Annotated in this window: 14 protein-coding genes; 7 read left to right on the top strand and 7 right to left on the bottom strand. The window is 62.2% G+C overall.

Annotated elements, in window-relative coordinates; genetic code table 11:
* Window positions 1-14: 14 nt before the first annotated feature.
* From M1D34_RS19985 to arfA, 3 genes are all read right to left on the bottom strand, one after another.
* Window positions 15-1,283 (bottom strand): ABC transporter substrate-binding protein, encoded by a 1,269-nt coding sequence (locus M1D34_RS19985; protein WP_498783902.1) that lies wholly within the window; start codon window positions 1,281-1,283, stop codon window positions 15-17.
* A gap of 87 nt (window positions 1,284-1,370) precedes the next feature.
* Window positions 1,371-2,459, bottom strand: a complete 1,089-nt coding sequence (locus M1D34_RS19980) for an ABC transporter ATP-binding protein (protein ID WP_498783900.1) — start codon at window positions 2,457-2,459, stop codon at window positions 1,371-1,373.
* Window positions 2,460-2,520: 61 nt separating this feature from the next.
* Entirely contained in the window at window positions 2,521-4,041 is a 1,521-nt protein-coding gene (gene arfA / locus M1D34_RS19975; RefSeq protein ID WP_017276449.1) for an arabinosylfuranosidase ArfA, read from the bottom strand.
* 298 nt (window positions 4,042-4,339) lie between these two features.
* Here arfA and M1D34_RS19970 point away from each other — a divergent pair, with 298 nt between their 5' ends.
* From M1D34_RS19970 to M1D34_RS19960, 3 genes are all read left to right on the top strand, one after another.
* On the top strand, window positions 4,340-5,461 hold the full coding sequence (locus M1D34_RS19970; RefSeq protein WP_498783898.1) for a site-2 protease family protein: 1,122 nt from the start codon (window positions 4,340-4,342) through the stop codon (window positions 5,459-5,461).
* Between the two features lie 122 nt (window positions 5,462-5,583).
* Window positions 5,584-6,084 (top strand): anthrone oxygenase family protein, encoded by a 501-nt coding sequence (locus M1D34_RS19965; protein WP_498783896.1) that lies wholly within the window; start codon window positions 5,584-5,586, stop codon window positions 6,082-6,084.
* 199 nt (window positions 6,085-6,283) lie between these two features.
* A complete protein-coding gene (locus M1D34_RS19960) occupies window positions 6,284-7,534 on the top strand; it encodes a S41 family peptidase (protein WP_498783894.1) in 1,251 nt (416 codons plus the stop codon).
* A gap of 53 nt (window positions 7,535-7,587) precedes the next feature.
* Here the strand turns inward: M1D34_RS19960 and M1D34_RS19955 are convergent, their stop codons facing one another.
* The gene (locus M1D34_RS19955) at window positions 7,588-8,586 is read right to left on the bottom strand and encodes an ABC transporter permease (protein ID WP_498783892.1); all 999 of its coding nucleotides are present in this window, start codon (window positions 8,584-8,586) and stop codon (window positions 7,588-7,590) included.
* A gap of 29 nt (window positions 8,587-8,615) precedes the next feature.
* Window positions 8,616-9,356 (bottom strand): ATP-binding cassette domain-containing protein, encoded by a 741-nt coding sequence (locus tag M1D34_RS19950; protein ID WP_015242991.1) that lies wholly within the window; start codon window positions 9,354-9,356, stop codon window positions 8,616-8,618.
* Between the two features lie 417 nt (window positions 9,357-9,773).
* Here M1D34_RS19950 and M1D34_RS19945 point away from each other — a divergent pair, with 417 nt between their 5' ends.
* The gene (locus M1D34_RS19945) at window positions 9,774-10,763 is read left to right on the top strand and encodes a sugar-binding protein (protein ID WP_004434499.1); all 990 of its coding nucleotides are present in this window, start codon (window positions 9,774-9,776) and stop codon (window positions 10,761-10,763) included.
* 66 nt (window positions 10,764-10,829) lie between these two features.
* On the opposite strand, the gene exsH is transcribed toward M1D34_RS19945, so the two are convergent.
* The gene (exsH, locus tag M1D34_RS19940) at window positions 10,830-12,227 is read right to left on the bottom strand and encodes an endo-1,3-1,4-beta-glycanase ExsH (protein WP_498783889.1); all 1,398 of its coding nucleotides are present in this window, start codon (window positions 12,225-12,227) and stop codon (window positions 10,830-10,832) included.
* A 178-nt stretch (window positions 12,228-12,405) separates the two neighbouring features.
* On the opposite strand from exsH, the gene M1D34_RS19935 reads away from it, so the two are divergent.
* Together M1D34_RS19935 and M1D34_RS19930 are read left to right on the top strand one after the other, a co-directional pair.
* Window positions 12,406-15,129, top strand: coding sequence for a PAS domain S-box protein (locus M1D34_RS19935; RefSeq protein ID WP_498783887.1), 2,724 nt, complete (start codon window positions 12,406-12,408; stop codon window positions 15,127-15,129).
* Window positions 15,126-15,509, top strand: a complete 384-nt coding sequence (locus M1D34_RS19930) for a response regulator (protein ID WP_498783885.1) — start codon at window positions 15,126-15,128, stop codon at window positions 15,507-15,509. The genes M1D34_RS19935 and M1D34_RS19930 overlap by 4 nt, the downstream gene beginning before the upstream one ends.
* A 94-nt stretch (window positions 15,510-15,603) precedes the next feature.
* On the opposite strand, the gene M1D34_RS19925 is transcribed toward M1D34_RS19930, so the two are convergent.
* A complete protein-coding gene (locus tag M1D34_RS19925; RefSeq protein WP_003528529.1) occupies window positions 15,604-15,855 on the bottom strand; it encodes a helix-turn-helix domain-containing protein in 252 nt (83 codons plus the stop codon).
* 866 nt (window positions 15,856-16,721) lie between these two features.
* Between M1D34_RS19925 and M1D34_RS19920 the strand changes: the two genes are divergently transcribed.
* On the top strand, window positions 16,722-18,542 hold the full coding sequence (locus tag M1D34_RS19920) for an ABC transporter ATP-binding protein/permease (RefSeq protein ID WP_498783883.1): 1,821 nt from the start codon (window positions 16,722-16,724) through the stop codon (window positions 18,540-18,542).

Genomic DNA, 18,542 nt, shown 5'->3' with positions numbered 1-18,542 from the left:
TCATTAATGACGCGTTACATTTGGCTCTTCAGTTCTTCACGCATCTGCTCGATGGCATCCGCCGGATCGAGCTGGCCGTTCAAGGCAGGCACGATAAAATTCTGCGTCGCTTCGTAGATCGGTCCGCCAACGCCTGCCAGGGGCGAGACGGGATCGAAGACCGCGGTGTCGGCGAGCTTTACGTAGGTCGAATTCGGCTGCATGGCCTTGAATTCGGCGCTCTCGGTCACCGGTTTGTAGGCCGGAATGTGGCCGGCGCCGGCCCAGGAGATGCTGTGTTCGTTCATCCAGGCAATGATCTGGAGAACGGCTTTCAGCTTCTCCGGCGAGATCGGTTTTTCTTCGCTGTTCGGAACGGCAAAGGCATGGGAGTCCGCCCAGGTCGCAGGCTGTCCCATCAGAACCGGGATTTGGATAGCGCCCCATTCGAAGCCGAGATTGTTGTTCTTCTCGAGATCGACCATCGTCGGCACTTCCCAAACGCCGTTGATGTGCATGGCCGCCTTGCCGGAGGTGAAGAGAGCGATCGAAGCCTCATAGGATATGAGCTGCGGCGAATAGCCGGACGAAACCCAGTTGGCCATCGATGTCAGCGCCTTGACGCCGGCCTCCCCCGGCAGGATCTCCTCGCCTTCGATGAACTTGGCGCCCTGCTGGGAAAGGAGCGTGTAGAACACGCGCCACATCGAGCCGCCTTCGTCGGTGTGGAGCGAAAGCGGGTACTGGACCTTGCCGGTCGCCTTGATCTTTTCGAGGGCGGCGTTGAAGTTGTCGAGGCCGTCCAGGCCCTTCGGCAGGCCGTCATCGCCGAGCAGGCCCGCCTCCTTCAGGATGTTCTTGTTGTAGTAGAGCACAACCGAATGGACGTCGAAGGGAACGCCATAGGTCTTGCCGTCGCCAGAAGCCGAGTTCCAGCTCGCTTCGACATAGTTTTCCTTCTTGATGCCTGCTGCCTCGAGTTCCTCAGGTGCCAGCGGCCGCAGAACGCCGGAGGGAATGGCAAGCGGGAAGCGTGACAGATGATAGGTCATGATGTCGGGCTGCTGGCCGACGGCCGCCGCCGTCTGGACCTTGCTGTAGAAGGGTACGCCCCATTCGAGCGTGGTCGCGTTGATGCGGATGTCCGGGTGCGTGTCGTTGAACTCCTTGATGAGCGCCTTCATGCGGACGCCATCGCCGCCGCTGAGGAAGTCCCACCAGGTAATGTCCGTCTGTGCATGGGCAACTGCCGAAGGCAGGATCGCCAGCGCACCCGCAAGGGCAAGTTTCAGTAGCTTCTTCACGTCTCTCTCCTCCTGTTTTGAAGTTCAATCCATCGGCTTGCGCCGAATTGCTCCTCGCCCGGATGTCCTCCCATCCGAAGCCGCTTTTCAACGGAGCCGCTCGCCGCTTCCCTCGAAGGCGAACATCTCCTCGGGTGCCAAGGTCAGGCGGACCGCCTGCTTGGGTTGCGGCCGCTCATTGCCGCGGCACTCGATGGTCATTTCCTCCCCCGTCGCCGTAAGGGCATGCAGGTAGCCGGTCCCGCCGAGTTCCTCGATGAACTCGGCCGTCACGTCCAGGCCGACGCCGCCTTCCCGTTCGCCGAGCGTGATGTGCTCCGGCCTCACCCCAATGAAAATCTCTTCGCCCGCGGCGAGACCTGCCTTTGCCGGAATTTCGAGCGGAACCCCGGGGGCGTCGTAGAGCTCGATCGTGAGCCTGTCGCCGCTGCCGGGAACGACCCGGGCCTTCAGGAAGTTCATCCCCGGCGATCCGATGAAGCCCGCAACGAACATGTTGTCCGGATTGCGATAAAGCGCGAGGGGCGCTCCTGTTTGTTGAACCACGCCGGCCTTAAGCACCACGATCCTGTCGGCCAGCGTCATCGCTTCGACCTGATCGTGGGTGACATAGACCATCGTCGCCCCGATCTGGCGGTGCAGCCGGGCGATCTCCATGCGCATCTTGACCCTGAGCTCGGCATCGAGGTTTGAAAGCGGCTCGTCGAAAAGGAAGACCCGCGGCTCGCGCACGATTGCGCGTCCGATTGCGACCCGCTGACGCTGGCCGCCCGAAAGCTGGCTCGGCTTACTGTTCAGATAGTCCGAGAGCCGAAGGATTTCCGCGGCTGCCTTGACCTTCTTCTCGATCTCCGCCTTCGGCCGGCGGGCGATGGAAAGGCTGAACGCCATATTGTCGAATACGGAGAGGTGCGGATAGAGCGCATAGGACTGGAAGACCATGGCGACGCCGCGCTTCGATGGCTCCTTGTGGGTGACGTCCTCGGCATCGATCCTGATTTCGCCGCCGGTGGTCTCCTCCAGCCCTGCGATCATGCGCAACAGTGTCGACTTCCCGCAGCCCGAGGGCCCGACGAAGACAGCGAATTCGCCCTGCCCTATTTCGATATCGACACCATGGATCACCTTCACGGCGCCGAACGACTTGCTGACGCCGGTCAATTTGATTCCGGACATTGAACCTCCCCGATAGTGAATTCTGGCCCGGGCGTCACCCGGCCGCCCGGGCCTGAAAGGCTTATGCAGAAGCGACGGACAAGAGGACGAAGTGGTAGGAGCGCGGCGGCAGCGAGCCGACCAGCGTCCCCGTATCGTCTATGGCGAGTTCCTTGCCGGCCTTGGGAACGATGCGGTTCTGATCCTCGACCGAGTTACGCGCCTTCAGGTCGTCGCCCGCGAGCATCTGGTGCTCGACGATCTTCGCCCCCTTGAAGCCCTGAAGATCGACGGTGAGGCCGAGCGGCTCGTCGAGGCTGCGGTTGATCGCGAAGACGGCGATCGACTTGCCGTCCTCGTGCAGCACCGCCGACAGATCCAGATAGGGCACGTCCTGAGCCACCTCGCAATCGTAGGTGGGGCCGGACTGCGCCACGGTGAGCGCGGTGCCGCGGCCGTATTTCGAGGCATATTGAAGCGGATAGTAGATCGACTGCCGCCAGGCGGGACCGCCGGCCTTGGTGAGGATCGGCGCGATGACATTGACGAGCTGTGCCATGCAGGCGATCTTGACGCGGTCCGATCTCCGGATGAAGACGTTCAGCAGAGAGCCGACGAAGATCGCATCCTCGAGATTGTAGAGCTCTTCCAGCAGCGGCGGCGCTTCCGGCCAGTCCCAGCTGGCAATCCGCTCGCCATCCTCCTTGCGGTCGTGATACCAGACGTTCCACTCGTCGAAGCAGATCTTGACGTCGCGCTTCGAACGCTTCTTCGCCTTGATGTAGTCGATCACGCCGCCGATCGTCACGATGTACCGGTCCAGTTCGATCGCCTTAGCATAGTAGTTGAGGGTGTCCTGCTCCTCGTTGCCGAAATATTTGTGCAGCGAGATGTAGTCGACGCTGTCATAGCTCGCCTCGAGAACCGTCGCCTCCCATTCCGGGTAGGTCTTCATCTTGTCGTTCGAGGAGCCGCAGACGACGGTCTCCAGCGTCTTGTCGAAATATTTGAAGGCCTTGCTTACCTCGTTGGCGAGATGGCCGTATTCGGCCGCACTCTTGTGACCGACCTGCCAAGGTCCGTCCATCTCGTTACCGAGGCACCAGATGCGCACATTGTGCGGCTCCTTGTAGCCATGCTTTGCGCGCAGATCGCTCCAATAGGTGCCGCCGGGATGATTGCAGTATTCGAGGAAGTTGCGAGCGTCGTCGAGACCGCGCGAACCGAGATTCATCGCCAGCATCATCTCGGTACCCGCGAGCTTCGCCCAATCGGCGAACTCGTTGACCCCGACCTGGTTGGTTTCGCGCGTGCGCCAGGCGAGATCGAGGCGCACCGGACGCTCCTCGCGCGGCCCGATCCCGTCCTCCCAGCGATAGGCGGAAACGAAGTTGCCGCCGGGATAGCGGACGATCGGCATATCGAGATCGCGCACCATATCCAAAACATCGGTTCGAAAGCCGTCCTTATCCGCGTTTTCGTGGCCGGGCTCATAGATCCCCGTATAAACGGCACGGCCCATGTGCTCCAGGAACGAGCCGTAGACCCGCTTGTCGACGGACGAGATTGTATATTCCCGATTAAGGGTAGCCTTCGCTCGCATGATGTTTCCTCATTTATTGAAGTCGATTTTGGATGAAGCTAAATTGTATGATTTTTTATTTCAAGAGTTTTGTTTTATATCAAGATTTCCGATACACATGGTGCAGCTTGCGTGTTTTTTCGGCTTTAGCCTGCGGGAATCCGGAAGTGCACGGCGTTTCACCGAGGACTGCGGAACGATCCCCCGGCCAACCGATTAGAGGGCTAAGGGCACCTGCGATCGTGTGGCGCTGCCGCAACTGTCATGATGAAACGGCGCATCCTCAGCGGGCCTGAGAACTGGACGGAGCATATCGCTCATGGCTTGGTCCTTCAGCATCGGAACGATTGCCGGCACGGCAATTCGCGTGCACGTGACCTTCGCGCTGCTTCTGATCTGGATATGGCTGATGCACTACCGGATCGGCGGGACACCGGCAGCGATGGAGGGGATTGCTTTCATCGTCGCCGTCTTCGTCTGCGTCGTGCTCCACGAGTTCGGCCACATCGCCGCGGCGCGGCGTTTCGGGATCAAGACGCCGGACATAACGCTGCTGCCGATCGGCGGCGTCGCTAGACTCGAGCGCATGCCGGAAGAGCCCGGCCAGGAATTCGTAATCGCCATCGCCGGCCCTCTGGTCAATGTGGCGATTGCCGCGGTGCTCATCGCCATCCTCGGCAGTTCGGCGGGCCTGGAGCAGATAGCGGGCGTCGAAGACCCCCAGAGCGGCTTTCTGGCACGGCTCGCCGGCGTCAATGTTTTCCTCGTGCTCTTCAATATGATCCCCGCCTTCCCGATGGACGGCGGCCGCGTGTTGCGGGCCGCACTCGCCGCGCGGCTCACCTGGTCGCGTGCGACCCAGATCGCCGCAACGATCGGCCAGGGCCTTGCCTTCGTCTTCGGCTTCGTCGGCCTGTTCTACAATCCTCTGCTTATCTTCATCGCCATCTTCGTCTATCTGGCCGCAACGGCGGAAGCCCAAAACGCCCAGATCCGCGAGATCTCCGGCAGCGTGATGATCTCAGACGTAATGATCACCGAATTCGCGACCCTCGACCGCTCGGCGACCATCGACGACGCCATCGACACGCTGCTTGCCACCACGCAGCGCGAATTTCCGGTGGTCGATGCCGCGGGCCACTTCGAGGGACTGCTGACGCGCGACGACATGATCCGCGCTCTGAAGGAGAAAGGCCCGTCGACACCGGTGGTCGCCGCGATGCGCCGCGGCCTACCGACGATCCATCATCGCAAACGCCTTGAGGAAAGCCTGCGGCTCATGCAGGAATCCCATTCGCCGGCCATCGCCGTCCTGGACGGCTCCAACCGCCTCGTCGGGCTGATGACGCATGAAACGATCGGCGAGATGATGATGGTGCGTGCGGCCGCCCCGGGCCGCTTCCGGTTCGGCCACCTGCGGCAGACCGGAAGCCGAAGCTGAGCCCGAAGGTTGATGGAACTGAATCGGCGCTCCGCAGTTCGGGCCACAACCCTACGGCGCCGCGGGTCTTCGCAGAACACGCAGCGTCGAGGAACCTGCAGCAGACAAATCGGATCGACTCAATGCTCGTGACGGTAGAAGTACTCACGATCGTTCTGGTCGCGATAGCAACGGCACTGGCCCTTGCCCATGCGCTCGAATTGCCCGGCAAATTGCGATTGCCAAGGGAACAATATCTGGCGATGCAGGCAATCTACTATCCGGGCTTCACCTTCGGGGGCGCTGCAGAGCCGGCGGCCCTGCTTCTCACTGCCGCTCTCCTCTTCCTGATGCCGAGCGCGACGACCGCCTTCTGGCTGACCGTCGGCGCATTCGCCGGCCTGCTGGCGATGCATGCGGTGTATTGGATCCTGACGCATCCCGTGAACAACTTCTGGCTCAAGTATACGCAGCTGGGAGGAACGGGCGCGCGCTTTTTCGCTTTCGGCGCCCCGCGCGCCTCTACGGCCTCGGAAAGCACGGACTGGACCGTCCTGCGGGACCGCTGGGAGCGATCCCATGTCGTGCGGGCCGTTCTCGGCCTCGTCAGCCTCGTATTGCTCGCAACGGCGATAGCTCTCTGAGCCCTGCGCTATGTGCCACCGAGGCGCGCTGCCAGCAACGCATGTCAACGGCAGCCTGACCTACAACTTTGGCGATGGGTAAGTTCCAGGAAAAAGAGAGAATATGCCGCTCTCGCCGATCTCACGGAATGTTGTTGTGAGAGGCCTCGCTGCAGCCGCCGATATGCCGGTATGATCCCCAGAGAACGGAGATCGATCCATGCACGCGAAGATGCCCGAGGGCCTGCTGGCCGGGTTCCTGCTTCTCCTCGTTCCTGCCCAAGGCTTCGGCCTCGACCTGCCGCGCTCGGGTCATCCGATATTCGACCGCGTCGTCACGCTTGTCGCCGACAACTTTCACGATCCCTCCGCGCTCGACGGCTTCGACGCAGCGGTACGGCAGGAACTCGATGGCGGCGACCCGCTGAACGCGAAGAGCACGGAGCCCCGGGTCGATGCGGCGGTCGAGAGAATCCTCGCGAGCCTCGACGCGTCGCACACGGCCCGCTTCACGCAGGATTCGATTGCCTATTACGAACTCGCCGACATATTCCGTTACGCTATCCGCCACGACATGAAGCGGGTGTTCCCGCCGGATGGCAGGGCCAGCTATGCCGGGGTCGGCTTGGTTACCCGGATGGAAAACGGCCTCCCGTTCGTCAGCGACGTCTATGACGGCTCGCCTGCGGACAAGGCGGGTATCCGGGTGGGCGACGAGGTTCTATCCGTTGATGGCGCGCCGTATCGCGAAATCGAATCCTTCCGCGACAGGATCGGGCAAAAGGTGGAGATCCGCCTGCGCCGCAATGCCGGCGCACAACCCTTCACGGCCAGTGTCGCGGTCGAGCGGCTGCGGCCTTTGCCCACATTCGAGAAGGCAATCGAGAACAGTGTGTCCGTCAATGAGAGCGATGGGCGGCGCATCGGTTATCTCCGTCTTTGGACGCTCTCCAGTCCCGACGGACTCGATATCGCGGCACGGGAACTGGCGACCGGCCGTCTCAAGGACGCCGATGGCGTCGTCATCGACCTGCGCGGACGCTGGGGCGGCGGCCCGCCCGACGCGGCGGAGCTCTTCGTCGGCGATACGCCGAACTTCAGGCTGATCTCGCGCAGCGGCAAGGATATGCTCGCCAATGTCCGCTGGCGCCGCCCGGTCGTCGCCATCATAGACGAGGGATCGAGAAGCGGCCTCGAACTCTTCGCCTATGCGCTGAAGGCCAATGGAATCCCGCTCGTCGGGACGCGCACGGCGGGCGCGCTTCTCGCCGGCCGCGCCTATCTCCTGCCGGACGACAGCATGCTGGAGCTTGCGGTTTCCGATGCGGTGATCGACGACGGCGTGCGGCTGGAGGGGCGCGGCGTCGAGCCGGACGTCACCGTTCCGTTCCCCCTGCCCTACGCCGACGGACGCGACCCGCAGCGCGAAGCCGCCATGGAAGAGATGCGGCGCATCCTCGCCAAAGGCTGAGCCGGCGAACCGGTTCTTGAATGCGGGCCGCGCCGGGCCCGCCTTCCCCTCGTCTATTCGCTTTGGCGGAAGTTTCGGATCCGGTCGAAGAGCACCGCGAGCACGATGGCGCCGCCGATGAAGGCGCCCTGCCAGAATGCGTTGATCCCGAGCAGGCCGAGGCTGTTGCGGATCACCTCGATCAGCGCAGCTCCGATCAGGGCGCCGGAAGCCGTGCCGGCGCCGCCGGCAAGATTGGCGCCGCCGATGACGGCAGCGGCGATGACCTGAAGTTCCATTCCTGCGCCGATATTGGTCGTCACGGCCCCGAGCCAGCCGGTCTGGATGATGCCTGCGATGCCGGCCGCGAGCGCGGAGATCATGTATACGGCAACCTTGATCCTTTTCACCGGAACGCCGGTGAGCGTCGCGGCATGCTCGTTGCCGCCGATGGCGAAGACGTAGCGGCCGAACTTCGTCCAGCGCAGAACGAAGCCGGTGAGGAGTGCCAGGACGATCATGTAGAGCACCGGATTGGCGATGCCGAGGAACCAGGCGCCGCCGCCAAGAGCCAGGAGCGTGTCGTGGTCCGGGCCGAACTCGAAGACGACCGTATTGTTGGATGCGACCATCGCCAGGCTGCGCGCGATCGAGAGCATGCCGAGGGTGATCACGAAAGGCGGAAAGCCGAGATAGGCGATCATGACGCCGTTGAACGCGCCTGCGACCAGCGCCGTGCCGATCGAGGCGGCAATACCCACCTCGATGCCGTAGCCGGCATGCATGACCACGGCCAGCACCATGCTGCACAGGCAGAGGACCGACCCAACCGACAGATCGATGCCGCCGGTAATGATGACCAGCGTCATTCCGAGCGCGATGATCGCGACGAAGGTGAAATTGCGCGTGATGTTGTAGAGGTTTTTGGCCGTGGCGAAGGAGTCGGTGGCAACCGAGAGGAAGAGGCAGGCGAGGATGACCGCCACCAGGACCCAGAATGCCTGGCTGGCCAACAGGAACGAGAGCCATCCCCGATCTCTCTGTCCGACTGCCCGATCGAGCGTAATTGCCATTGTCGACCTTCGCTTTCTTTCCGATTGATTCACACCTGTTCGATGGCGCCGGTGATCAGGCCCGTCACCTCCTCCGGCGAACTCGCGGCAATCGGCTTGTCGGCGACCTTCCTGCCCCGCCGCATGACGATGACCCGGTCGGCGACTGTAAAGACGTCCGGCATACGGTGGCTGATCAGCACGACGGCGATGCCCCGGTCGCGCAACTCTCGGATCAGGTTCAGCACCTCGGCCACCTGCCGCACCGAAATGGCTGCCGTCGGTTCGTCCATGAGCACGATCTTGGCCTCTGAAAGCATCGTCCGCGCGATTGCGACCGCCTGCCGCTGACCGCCCGACATCTGCCTGACCAGGTTGCGCGGCGGCGTCTCCGACTTCAGCTCCCTGAAAATCTCGCCGGCTCGGCGGTACATCGCCTTGTAGTCGAGTATGCGCAGCGGCCCGATGCCACGCCTGATCTCCCGCCCGAGAAAGACATTCGCCGCGGCCGTGAGGTTGTCGCAGAGGGCCAGATCCTGATACACGATCTCGATGCCGTGCTGCCGCGCCTCCACCGGGCGATGCATCACGAGTTCCGCACCGTCGAGCCGGATCGTTCCATGGCTCGGCCGGAAGTTGCCGGCCATCATCTTGACCAGCGTCGACTTGCCGGCGCCGTTGTCGCCCATGAGCCCGACCACCTCGCCGCGGTCGAGCGAGAGCGACACGTCGCTGACCGCCTGAATGGCGCCGAAATGCTTGGAAATGTTAACGAGTTCGAGAACTGCCACAGCCGTCTAGCCTCCCGAAGCAGCGGGCCGCCTCCTCGATCGCTTGTCCCGCTTTCGCGCTCTCCCGGCAAGGCGACCGTTCCCATTTACGCAAATGCGCGGGAAAGCGTCAATCAATAGTCCTACAAATCGCTCCGCACATACGCGGAAACTCATATTGTCATACAAATAGTCGTTGACGTGCTGTTCGCGCGGATATTAGCTAGTGCTGGGAGGAGAGCATGCTGATCCTTGTCCCCGGGGCACGGGCAGGGTCAGGCGGCACCTCATCGCGGCGCTGCTTGACGATCCGCGCGCGACCGGCCGCTCTTCATTGCCTCGATGGATCGACGGCTGCGCGACGCCGCCGCCTACCCGAAATTCTCATATTTCAAGGCGCGGGCACGCGCGTGTCCGCTTGTTTCAAGGGAGGAAGGAATGAGGAAGGCACTATTGCTTGCCGTTGCCGCTCTGGCACTCAGCGCCGGAACGGCCATGGCCCAGAAGAAACAGCTCGTCATCGTGGTGAAGGGGCTGGACAATCCCTTCTTCGAAGCGATCAATCAGGGTTGCCAGAAGTGGAACAAGGAAAATCCGGACTCGGAATACGAGTGCTTCTACACGGGTCCGGCTTCGACCTCGGATGAGGCCGGCGAGGCGCAGATCGTCCAGGACATGCTGGGCAAGGCTGAAACCGCCGCAATCGCCATCTCACCATCCAATGCGAAGCTCATCGCCCAGACGTTGAAGACCGCCAATCCATCGGTTCCGGTCATGACCGTGGATGCGGATCTCGCCGCCGAAGACTCTGCCCTGCGCAAGACCTATCTCGGGACCGACAACTATCTGATGGGCTACCGAATCGGCGAATACATCAAGAAGGCCAAGCCCGATGGCGGCAAGATTTGCACCATCGAGGGAAATCCCGGCGCCGACAACATTCTGCGCCGCGCCCAGGGCATGCGGGACGCCCTGACCGGCCAGAAGGGCCTGGCGGAACTCAAGGGCGAAGGCAACTGGACGGAAGTGGCAGGCTGCCCGGTCTTCACCAATGACGACGGCGCCAAGGGCGTGCAGGCGATGACCGACATCCTTGCCGCCAATCCCGACCTCGATGCTTTCGGGATCATGGGAGGATGGCCGTTGTTCGGCGCGCCACAACCCTATCGCGATCTGTTCAAGCCGATGGCCGACAAGATCGCCAAGAACGAATTCGTCATCGGCGCTGCGGATACGATCGGCGAGGAAGTCGCGATCGCCAGGGAAGGATTAGTCACCGCTCTCGTCGGGCAGCGGCCATTCGAGATGGGCTACAAGGCCCCGCAGGTCATGCTGGACCTGATCGCCGGCAAACCGGTCGAAGACCCGGTCTTTACCGGCCTCGACGAATGCACCAAGGAGACCGCGGATACCTGCATTCAGAAATAGCCGGTCGAAGGCCGGCATCCTGCCGCGCGCGGCGCCCCAGGATTGCCGGCCTTTGAACTCCCTGGTTCATATCTGCCAGTCCGCGTCGAGCGAATAGGCCTTGATGTAGTCGATCTTCATTTCGGACCCGTCGGCGAGCCCGTCACGCGGCGTGCCGGCGATGCCGCCCACCGCCAGGTTGACGAGCATGTACATCGGGTCGTGCATGTCGGAAGGGGTATCGGCGCGCGCGATCGCCGCATCGTCGAAATACCAGACGATCTCCTCTTCCGTCCAAAGCACCCCGTATGTGTGAAAGCCGCTCGCATCGGCGACCTTCACCGCATTTTCGATGCTCGTTCTCGAGCCCGTTTCATTGGAATGCACCGTGGCGATGACCGTATTCGAGTCCTGTCCGCGCATTTCCACGACGTCGAGTTCCGGCGGCCAGGAACCGTCGGCGGGCAGCAGCCAGAAGGCCGGCCAGGCGCCCTGGTCGTCCGGCATGTCCGCGCGCATTTCGAAATAGCCGTAGGTCTGGGCAAAGGACGAGTAGGTCGTCAGCATTCCGGACGTGTAATCATAGCCGTTGATCTCGGCCTGGATCGCCTCCGACGCTGGCGCGGCCGTGATCGTCAGCACGCCGTTGTTGACGGAGAAGGGATTGACGGAAGCGGTCGGCTCGTAGCTCGGATTGATATACCATTGCTGCTCGCCGTTGCTGGAAAGCGTCGCTCCCTTTTCCGGCGCCCACCAGAATTTGGCATCCCAGACCCCGCTTGTACCGTTTCGGAGCTGAAGCGTATTGAACTCGTCCGAGAAAGTCTGAGACAGGACGGAACGGTCGAGGCTTAGTCTGAACTGGTGCGCCTGCAATTCGTCGGCGGTGGTGTTCGCGAATACCAGACTCTCGCCATCGGCGAGATGGAGCCGGAGATCGGCGCCTTCCTGAGCCACATTGGACAATATCTGCTCGAACGACGTGAAGCCGTAGCCGTCGAGGCGTACGACGTCATCATAGTTGAAATCGGTGATCAGGTCGCTTCCATTGCCTCGCGCAAACACAAAGGTGTCGGCACCGCCCACGCCGATCAGGACATCGTTGCCGCCGCGGCCGTCGATCGTCTGCGTTCCAGACCCACCCTTTATGATGTTGTCCGTCTCGTTGCCGAATGCGAACCGGCCGCTTCCGGTAACCGTGAGGTTCTCGAAGTTCGCCGGCAGTGTGTAGCTCATCCACGTGCTTATCGTGTCCACGCCCTCGCCGGCCGTCTCATACGCCCGGTTAATCGACGAATAGAGATAGTAGATGTCGTCGCCCCTACCGCCGATCATGGTGACGTTCACGGAGCTGTCGCCCCACATGGAATCGTTGCCGGCAGTGCCATGGAGTGTGGGGCCTGAGCCGGTGGCGGAGAACCACGCAGTTGAACTGCCGCTGTAGTAAAGCGGCGTTCCCACGGCGTTCAATACGGTTTTGCTCATCGAAATGTCTCCAGTTTGATGTTCGGTTTCCTCCGCTCACCCCGGCCGCTGATCGCGTCCTCAGGCCTAATCTAGACGGGGCTGTCGCTTTAATAACCCCCAAGAGTTTGGGGGACGGGCGCGGAACAAAGCAGCGATGGCTGCGTTCTTTGAAGTTGGCGGCGGCTGCGGAGGGAACATGCACGGCGCAGAAATTCTACCCAAAACGACGATTGACGATATCAAGACTTCAGACACGCCCGATTACCGCGCCGTGCTCGACGCCCTTGCGGTGCCCGTTTATGCGACCGACGCCGAGGGCATCGTCACCTACTGCAACGCCGCGGCTGCAGCCGTTGCTGGGCGCGAGCCGGAGCTCGGCAAGGATCGCTGGTGCGTCAGTTGGCAACTGAGGCGGCCGGATGGCTCACCCCTCCCGCACGACGAGTGCCCAATGGCGCGCACATTGAAAGAAGGACAGCCGGTCAGGGGTGAAGAAGTGGTGGCGGTCCGGCCGGACGGCGCCTCGGTCCCGCTTCTGCCGCATCCGACGCCGATCTTCGACGACACGGGCGCAGTGACCGGAGCCGTCAATGTCCTCATGGACCTCAGTGGCGCGAAGGATATGGAGCGCAGTTCCCGCTATCTCGCCGCGATCGTCGAATCTTCCGACGATGCCATCGTCGCGAAGAACCTGGACGGGATCATCACCAGCTGGAACCGCGGCGCGCAGCGGCTTTTTGGCTATGCGGCCGAAGAAGTTATCGGCGAGTCGATCACCATTCTCATACCGCCAGAACGCCTGAGCGAGGAGCCCGGCATCCTCGAACGCATTCGCAGAGGCGAACTGGTCGACCACTTCGAGACCAAGCGCCGGCGCAAGGACGGGACTCTGGTGGACATTTCGCTTACCGTTTCCCCCGTCAGGGATGCCACCGGCCGCATCATCGGCGCTTCCAAGATCGCCCGCGACATCACCGAGACGAAAAGCGCAGCACAGGCACTGGCTGCCCGCTTTCGTGAGCAGGCCGCGTTGTACCGTCTGACCGAAAGGGTGCAGCGTACCAAACGGATAGAAGAGGTCTACGAGGCGACACTCGACGCCATTCAGGGCGCGTTGAATTGCGACCGCGCCTCAATTTTGCTCTTCGATGAGGCGGGGACCATGCGGTTCGTCGCCGCGCGCGGCCTTTCGGACTATTATCAGCGCGCTGTCGACGGACACTCCCCTTGGATTACGGGAGCGAACGAACCTGAGCCGATCTTCGTCGAGAATGTCGACGACGCGGAATTCTCGCGAGAGCTGAAGGAGAGCATAGTCGGCGAAGGCATCGCCGCGCTCGGCTTCTTCCCGCTCGTCACGGAAGGCAGGCTGATCGGCAAATTCATGACCTACTACGACCGGCCACACCGGTTTGCGGAATCCGAGATCGGCATGGCGCTCACCATAGCGCGACAACTCGGATTCAGCATCCAGCGCATGAGAGCCGAACATGCACGGCGCCAGGCGGAGGAACAGCTGCGCCGCAACGAGGCGAACGAAAGGGCGCGCGCGGCCGAGTTGGCGGCGATCATGGAGGCCGTGCCGGCGTTGATCTGGATTGCACGCACGCCCGATTGCCGCGTCATCAGCGGCAATAACAGCTCCTACGAGATTTTGCGGCTGCCGCACGACAGCAATCTGTCGATGTCGGCGCCTCCCGGCGAGCACCCCACCAACTTCCGCGTTTTCTCGGAAGGGCGCGCATTGTCGCCGGAGGAGCTACCCGTACAAAGGGCGGCTCGCGGCGAAGAGGTTCAGAATTTCGAGGAGGAGGTGCGCTTCGACGACGGAAGCTCCCGTCATATCTTCGGCAACGCGACTCCGCTGCGCGACGTCACAGGCGAAGTGGTCGGAGCTGTCGCTGCCGCTGTCGACATCACCGGACGCAAGCAGGCGGAGGAGGCGCTCCAGGAAAGCGAACGTCGCCTGCAGCTCGCACTGGATGCCGGACATATGGGCGCCTGGGAGTGGAACCTCGAAACGGGTGAGGTGATCTGGTCGCCGGGGCTGGAGGCGCTTCACCGTATTGAGCCCGGATCGTTCGGAGGAACGCTGGACGACTTCAAGCGGGACATACACCCGGACGATCTTCCCTTGATCGAGCGCGAGATGGCCAGGGCGATCGAGACAGACGGAGACTACCACGTCGTCTACCGTGCTCAACTCCCCGACGGGACCATCCGGTGGATGGAGGCTTTTGGACAGCTTTCGCCGCGCAACGGCCCCAAAAGGCGTTTGACCGGCGTCTGCATGGACATCACGGAGCGCAGGGAGGCCGAAGCGCAGCGCAATCTCCTCGTCGCCGAGCTCAGCCACCGCGTGAAGAACACGCTGGCGATCGTCGGGTCGATCGCACGGCAGACATTCTCGACCAATCCGGACGCCAAAACGGCACACCGTTCCTTCGATGCACGCATAAGGGCGCTCGCGCAGACCCATACGCGCCTGGCGGAGGCGAGCTGGTCGGGCGTCTCCCTGAAAACCGTGCTGTTCGACGAATTGTCGCCGTATCACGACGACAGCAGGACGAATGTGACCCTTGCGGGCCCGCCGGCGATGCTGCCGCCCAAGCATGCGCTGACCCTCGGCATGGCGGCGCACGAGCTTGCAACAAACGCCGCTAAACATGGGGCACTCTCCGTCAAAAGCGGAAGAGTTGATATCGAGTGGATGATCGACGTGGCAAGTGAGCGGCTGCGGATCTGCTGGAGCGAGACGGGCGGACCGGCCGTTGTTGCGCCCGAGCATAATGGCTTCGGCCGTCTGCTGCTCGAGCGGGTTCTCGCCTCGGATCTTGGCGGTGAAGTGCATCTCGAGTTCGCGCCGCAAGGGCTGGTATGCACGATCGATGTTCCCTATCCGCGCGGAGCCCCCGGATGAACCACGGAGACCAATGTCGGGTGCTCGTCGTGGAGGACGAGTTTCTTGTCGCACTGCAGATTGAAGCTGATCTCGTCGCTGCCGGCTACTCGGTGATCGGCCCATTCACGAGCCTCGCTCAGTCGATCTCCGCCGCCCGCGCGCATCCGTTCGATATCGCTACTCTCGATCTCAATCTGCGCGGCGAGTTCGCCTATCCGCTTGTCGACGAACTCATGGAGCGCGAGGTGCCGGTGCTTCTGTTGACCGGTTATACGGCGCTTGACTTGCCTGAACGATTTCGTGCCCTGCCTCGCCTGGCAAAACCCTTCGACGGCACGCAGCTCATCCATAAGATCGAAGGCCTCCACCCGTTTAATGGCAGACCGGCCGGCGTGTGAGCCGGCCGGTGCTAGATTACAAATGGATCACGGTGCTGAGCGGTTGCGGCAGGGGGTGCGGAACGGCGCACCCTTTTTTCTACTGCCGCCGACCTCACATTTCTGTGGGCAGGAAATGGGAAAGCGGCACCTGTAGTGCGCCGGCGACGCGCTTGAGCTTCGCTGGACTGAAGTCCGTGCCATTCTCGATATCGTTGATTTCGACGACGGCGAGGCCGCAGGTGACCGCGAGATCCTCGATGCTGTAGCCGACCGCTTCACGCGCGGCCTTGACGCGAGCGGCGATGTCGCCGTTGGGCATCGGAGCGGCTTCCTTGTCGCCAATGTTGGAGGGTGAAATAGACATAAATGTCTCCTTCTCTTGGCATGAAAATTCTTACGAATTTTGCTGTTGAGTACGGGTCGACACGCGTCACTGCATGCCCCCTGAACCGCGATTCAAGGGAAAAACATGCAGCAGATGAAAGTGCTGCAGCCACCTTTGTGCGCGTGAGACGCGCGGTGCTGCAGGACGGCGGTAACGTTTTATGTCATCGTTGTAACATGGACAAGCCGAAATCGCTCTTGTGCACCGGAAGCGCCAGTCGGCCACTGGAATGTCGGTTTCGGCACCGTGGGGTTGCGATGTCTCGATTCGGCGATCAGGCCGAGAATCGTGCCAGGCAACTGCGAGCGAGGCGCGGATGAGGGCGGCGATAACGGCTGGGCCCGGCAGATCACAAAAGTTTACTGGAAAGCCCGCCGGGCCGGTCAGGCGTTTCCCATGCGACAAATGGAAAAGAAATCTCGAATACATTCAAAGGGTCGCAGGTCGCGGCTGCATGCTCGCCGATGCCGTTGCGCAAGGCCGGTGGGGTCTGACTTCCTCGGAACGGACCAAAATCCGGTTTTCAGGCGGCGCCGTTATCCATACATTGAACGTATGGGGATTTCTAATTTAGCTGCATTACAGATTTTTAACGGCTTATTTGCTTCGTACCGACTGCTGCTCGGCACTGAATTTCCACTTGGCGGGTCGCCGCCGCCGAGCATGAAACCGGGCGCTGCCATACGGCACTCGCCCTGGCCGGCAGATTGTTCAAGCCACAGAGGCGACCGCAAACACAACGTCCCGGATCTGTCCGTTCGCGCTTCGCGTGGGCCCAATGGCCGCGCGTACCGACCGTCGGATTAGTTTGGGATGCGGTGTGCGCCGAGGGGAAGGAATTGGAGATGAAGAACCAAACCGGTAATGAGACTCAGGCCCGAACGCCCGCCGCCCCATCGGAAGGCAGCAGTATCTGGCAGCAGTTCGAGATGATGCGGCACGCCTTCGTCGACTCGCCGGTTTTGAAGCCTATCCTGTGGCTGGCAGCCGGCAGCTTCACCATAATCATCGTCACCGCCATCGGGCAGATCGTTCTCAATCGCTGGTACCGGCCCTTCTTCGACGCGATCGAGCGGCGTGATCTCAACAGCTTCTTCTATCAGCTCATGCTGTTCGTCCTCCTCGCCGGGGTCCTCCTGGTGTTCAACGTCGCCCAGCAGTGGCTCAACCAGATGGTGCGCTTGAGGCTGCGCGAAGGATTGACATTGGACTTGATCGGCGAATGGATGCGGCCGCGGCGTGCCTTCCGGCTGGCCAATGCCGGCACGATCGGCGTGAACCCGGATCAGCGCATGCAGGAGGATGCCGGCCACCTTGCCGATCTCACGACCAGCCTCGGATTCGGGCTTTTGCAATCGTCGATCCTGCTCATTTCGTTCGTTGGCGTCCTCTGGTCCCTTTCAGCGGGCTTTGCCTTCCAGATCGGCGAACGGTCGCTGGAAATTCCCGGCTATATGGTGTGGGCTGCAATCCTCTACGCCGGCTCCGCGTCGTGGCTGAGTTGGCTCGTCGGCCGCCGGCTGATCGTTCTGAACGGCGAGCGCTACGCCCGCGAAGCCGATCTTCGCTTCTCGATGATGCACGCCAACGAGCATATCGACGGCATCTCGCTTGCGGGCGGCGAGGCTGGGGAGCGACGGCGCCTGCAACTCGACCTTTCCTCCGTGCTCGACGCCACGCGCAACATATTCCGAGCCGAGATCAATCTTGCCTGGGTACAGGACGGCTACGGCTGGGTCACGGTCGTCGCACCCATTCTCGTTGCAGCGCCAGTCTACTTCGCGGGAAACATCAGCTTCGGCGGCCTTATGATGGCGGTGGGGGCGTTCAACCAGGTGCACTCGTCGTTGAAGTGGTTCGTCGCCAATGTCAGCGCGATCACGGATTGGCGTGCAACGCTGCTGCGCGTTGCCGCCTTTCGCCGCGCGCTGATCACGGCAGACACGCTGCACGGCGATGAAAAGCGTATCGAATTCGTCGAGAACGAGAGTGCCACCATGACGTTCGAGAACCTGGAGGTGGTCTCCCGCTCTGGGCGAACCAGGCTGGCGGAGTCTCGTATCGAGATCGCCCCCGGCCAGCGGGTCAACATCATCGGCGATCCGCGTGCCGGGAAGACGCTGGTCTTCCGTGCGCTCGCCGGGCTCTGGCCCTGGGGAAGCGGCCGTGTGGGAATGCCGGCCGGCGAAGCCGTGGCCTTCATTCCTCGCGCGCCTTATTTCCCCCGCGGCCGACTGCGCGACGCCCTTGCTTATCCGCACGCCGACAGTTTCCCCGACAAGGTGCTCGTGACTGCGCTTTCGAAGGTCGGGCTCGACCATCTTGCGACGTCGCTCGATCGCGAGGCCCGTTGGGAACGCGAACTCGGCGACGACGAGCAGCGCCTCCTGGCCTTTGCCCGGCTCCTCGTGCAGAAACCCCGTTGGGTGGTCATCGACGAAGCGCTGGAGACCATGGACGCCGATGCCCTGAAACGGGCCCTTTCGATCTTCGAGGCCGACCTGCGGGAGACCGCGGTGATCAAGATCGGCCGAACGCCGCGAAACGGAGTGCAGTTCTCCCGCGTGATCCATCTCGTCAAGGACGCCGAAGCTCCGGCCCTGAAGCCGGTTCGCCTCGGCGGAGGTGTTTCGGGCCTGGAGGTGGCCGCACGCGGTGCGCCTTGA

Source organism: Ensifer sp. D2-11, assembly GCF_054161295.1.
This window is presented reverse-complemented; position numbering and strand designations above follow the sequence as displayed.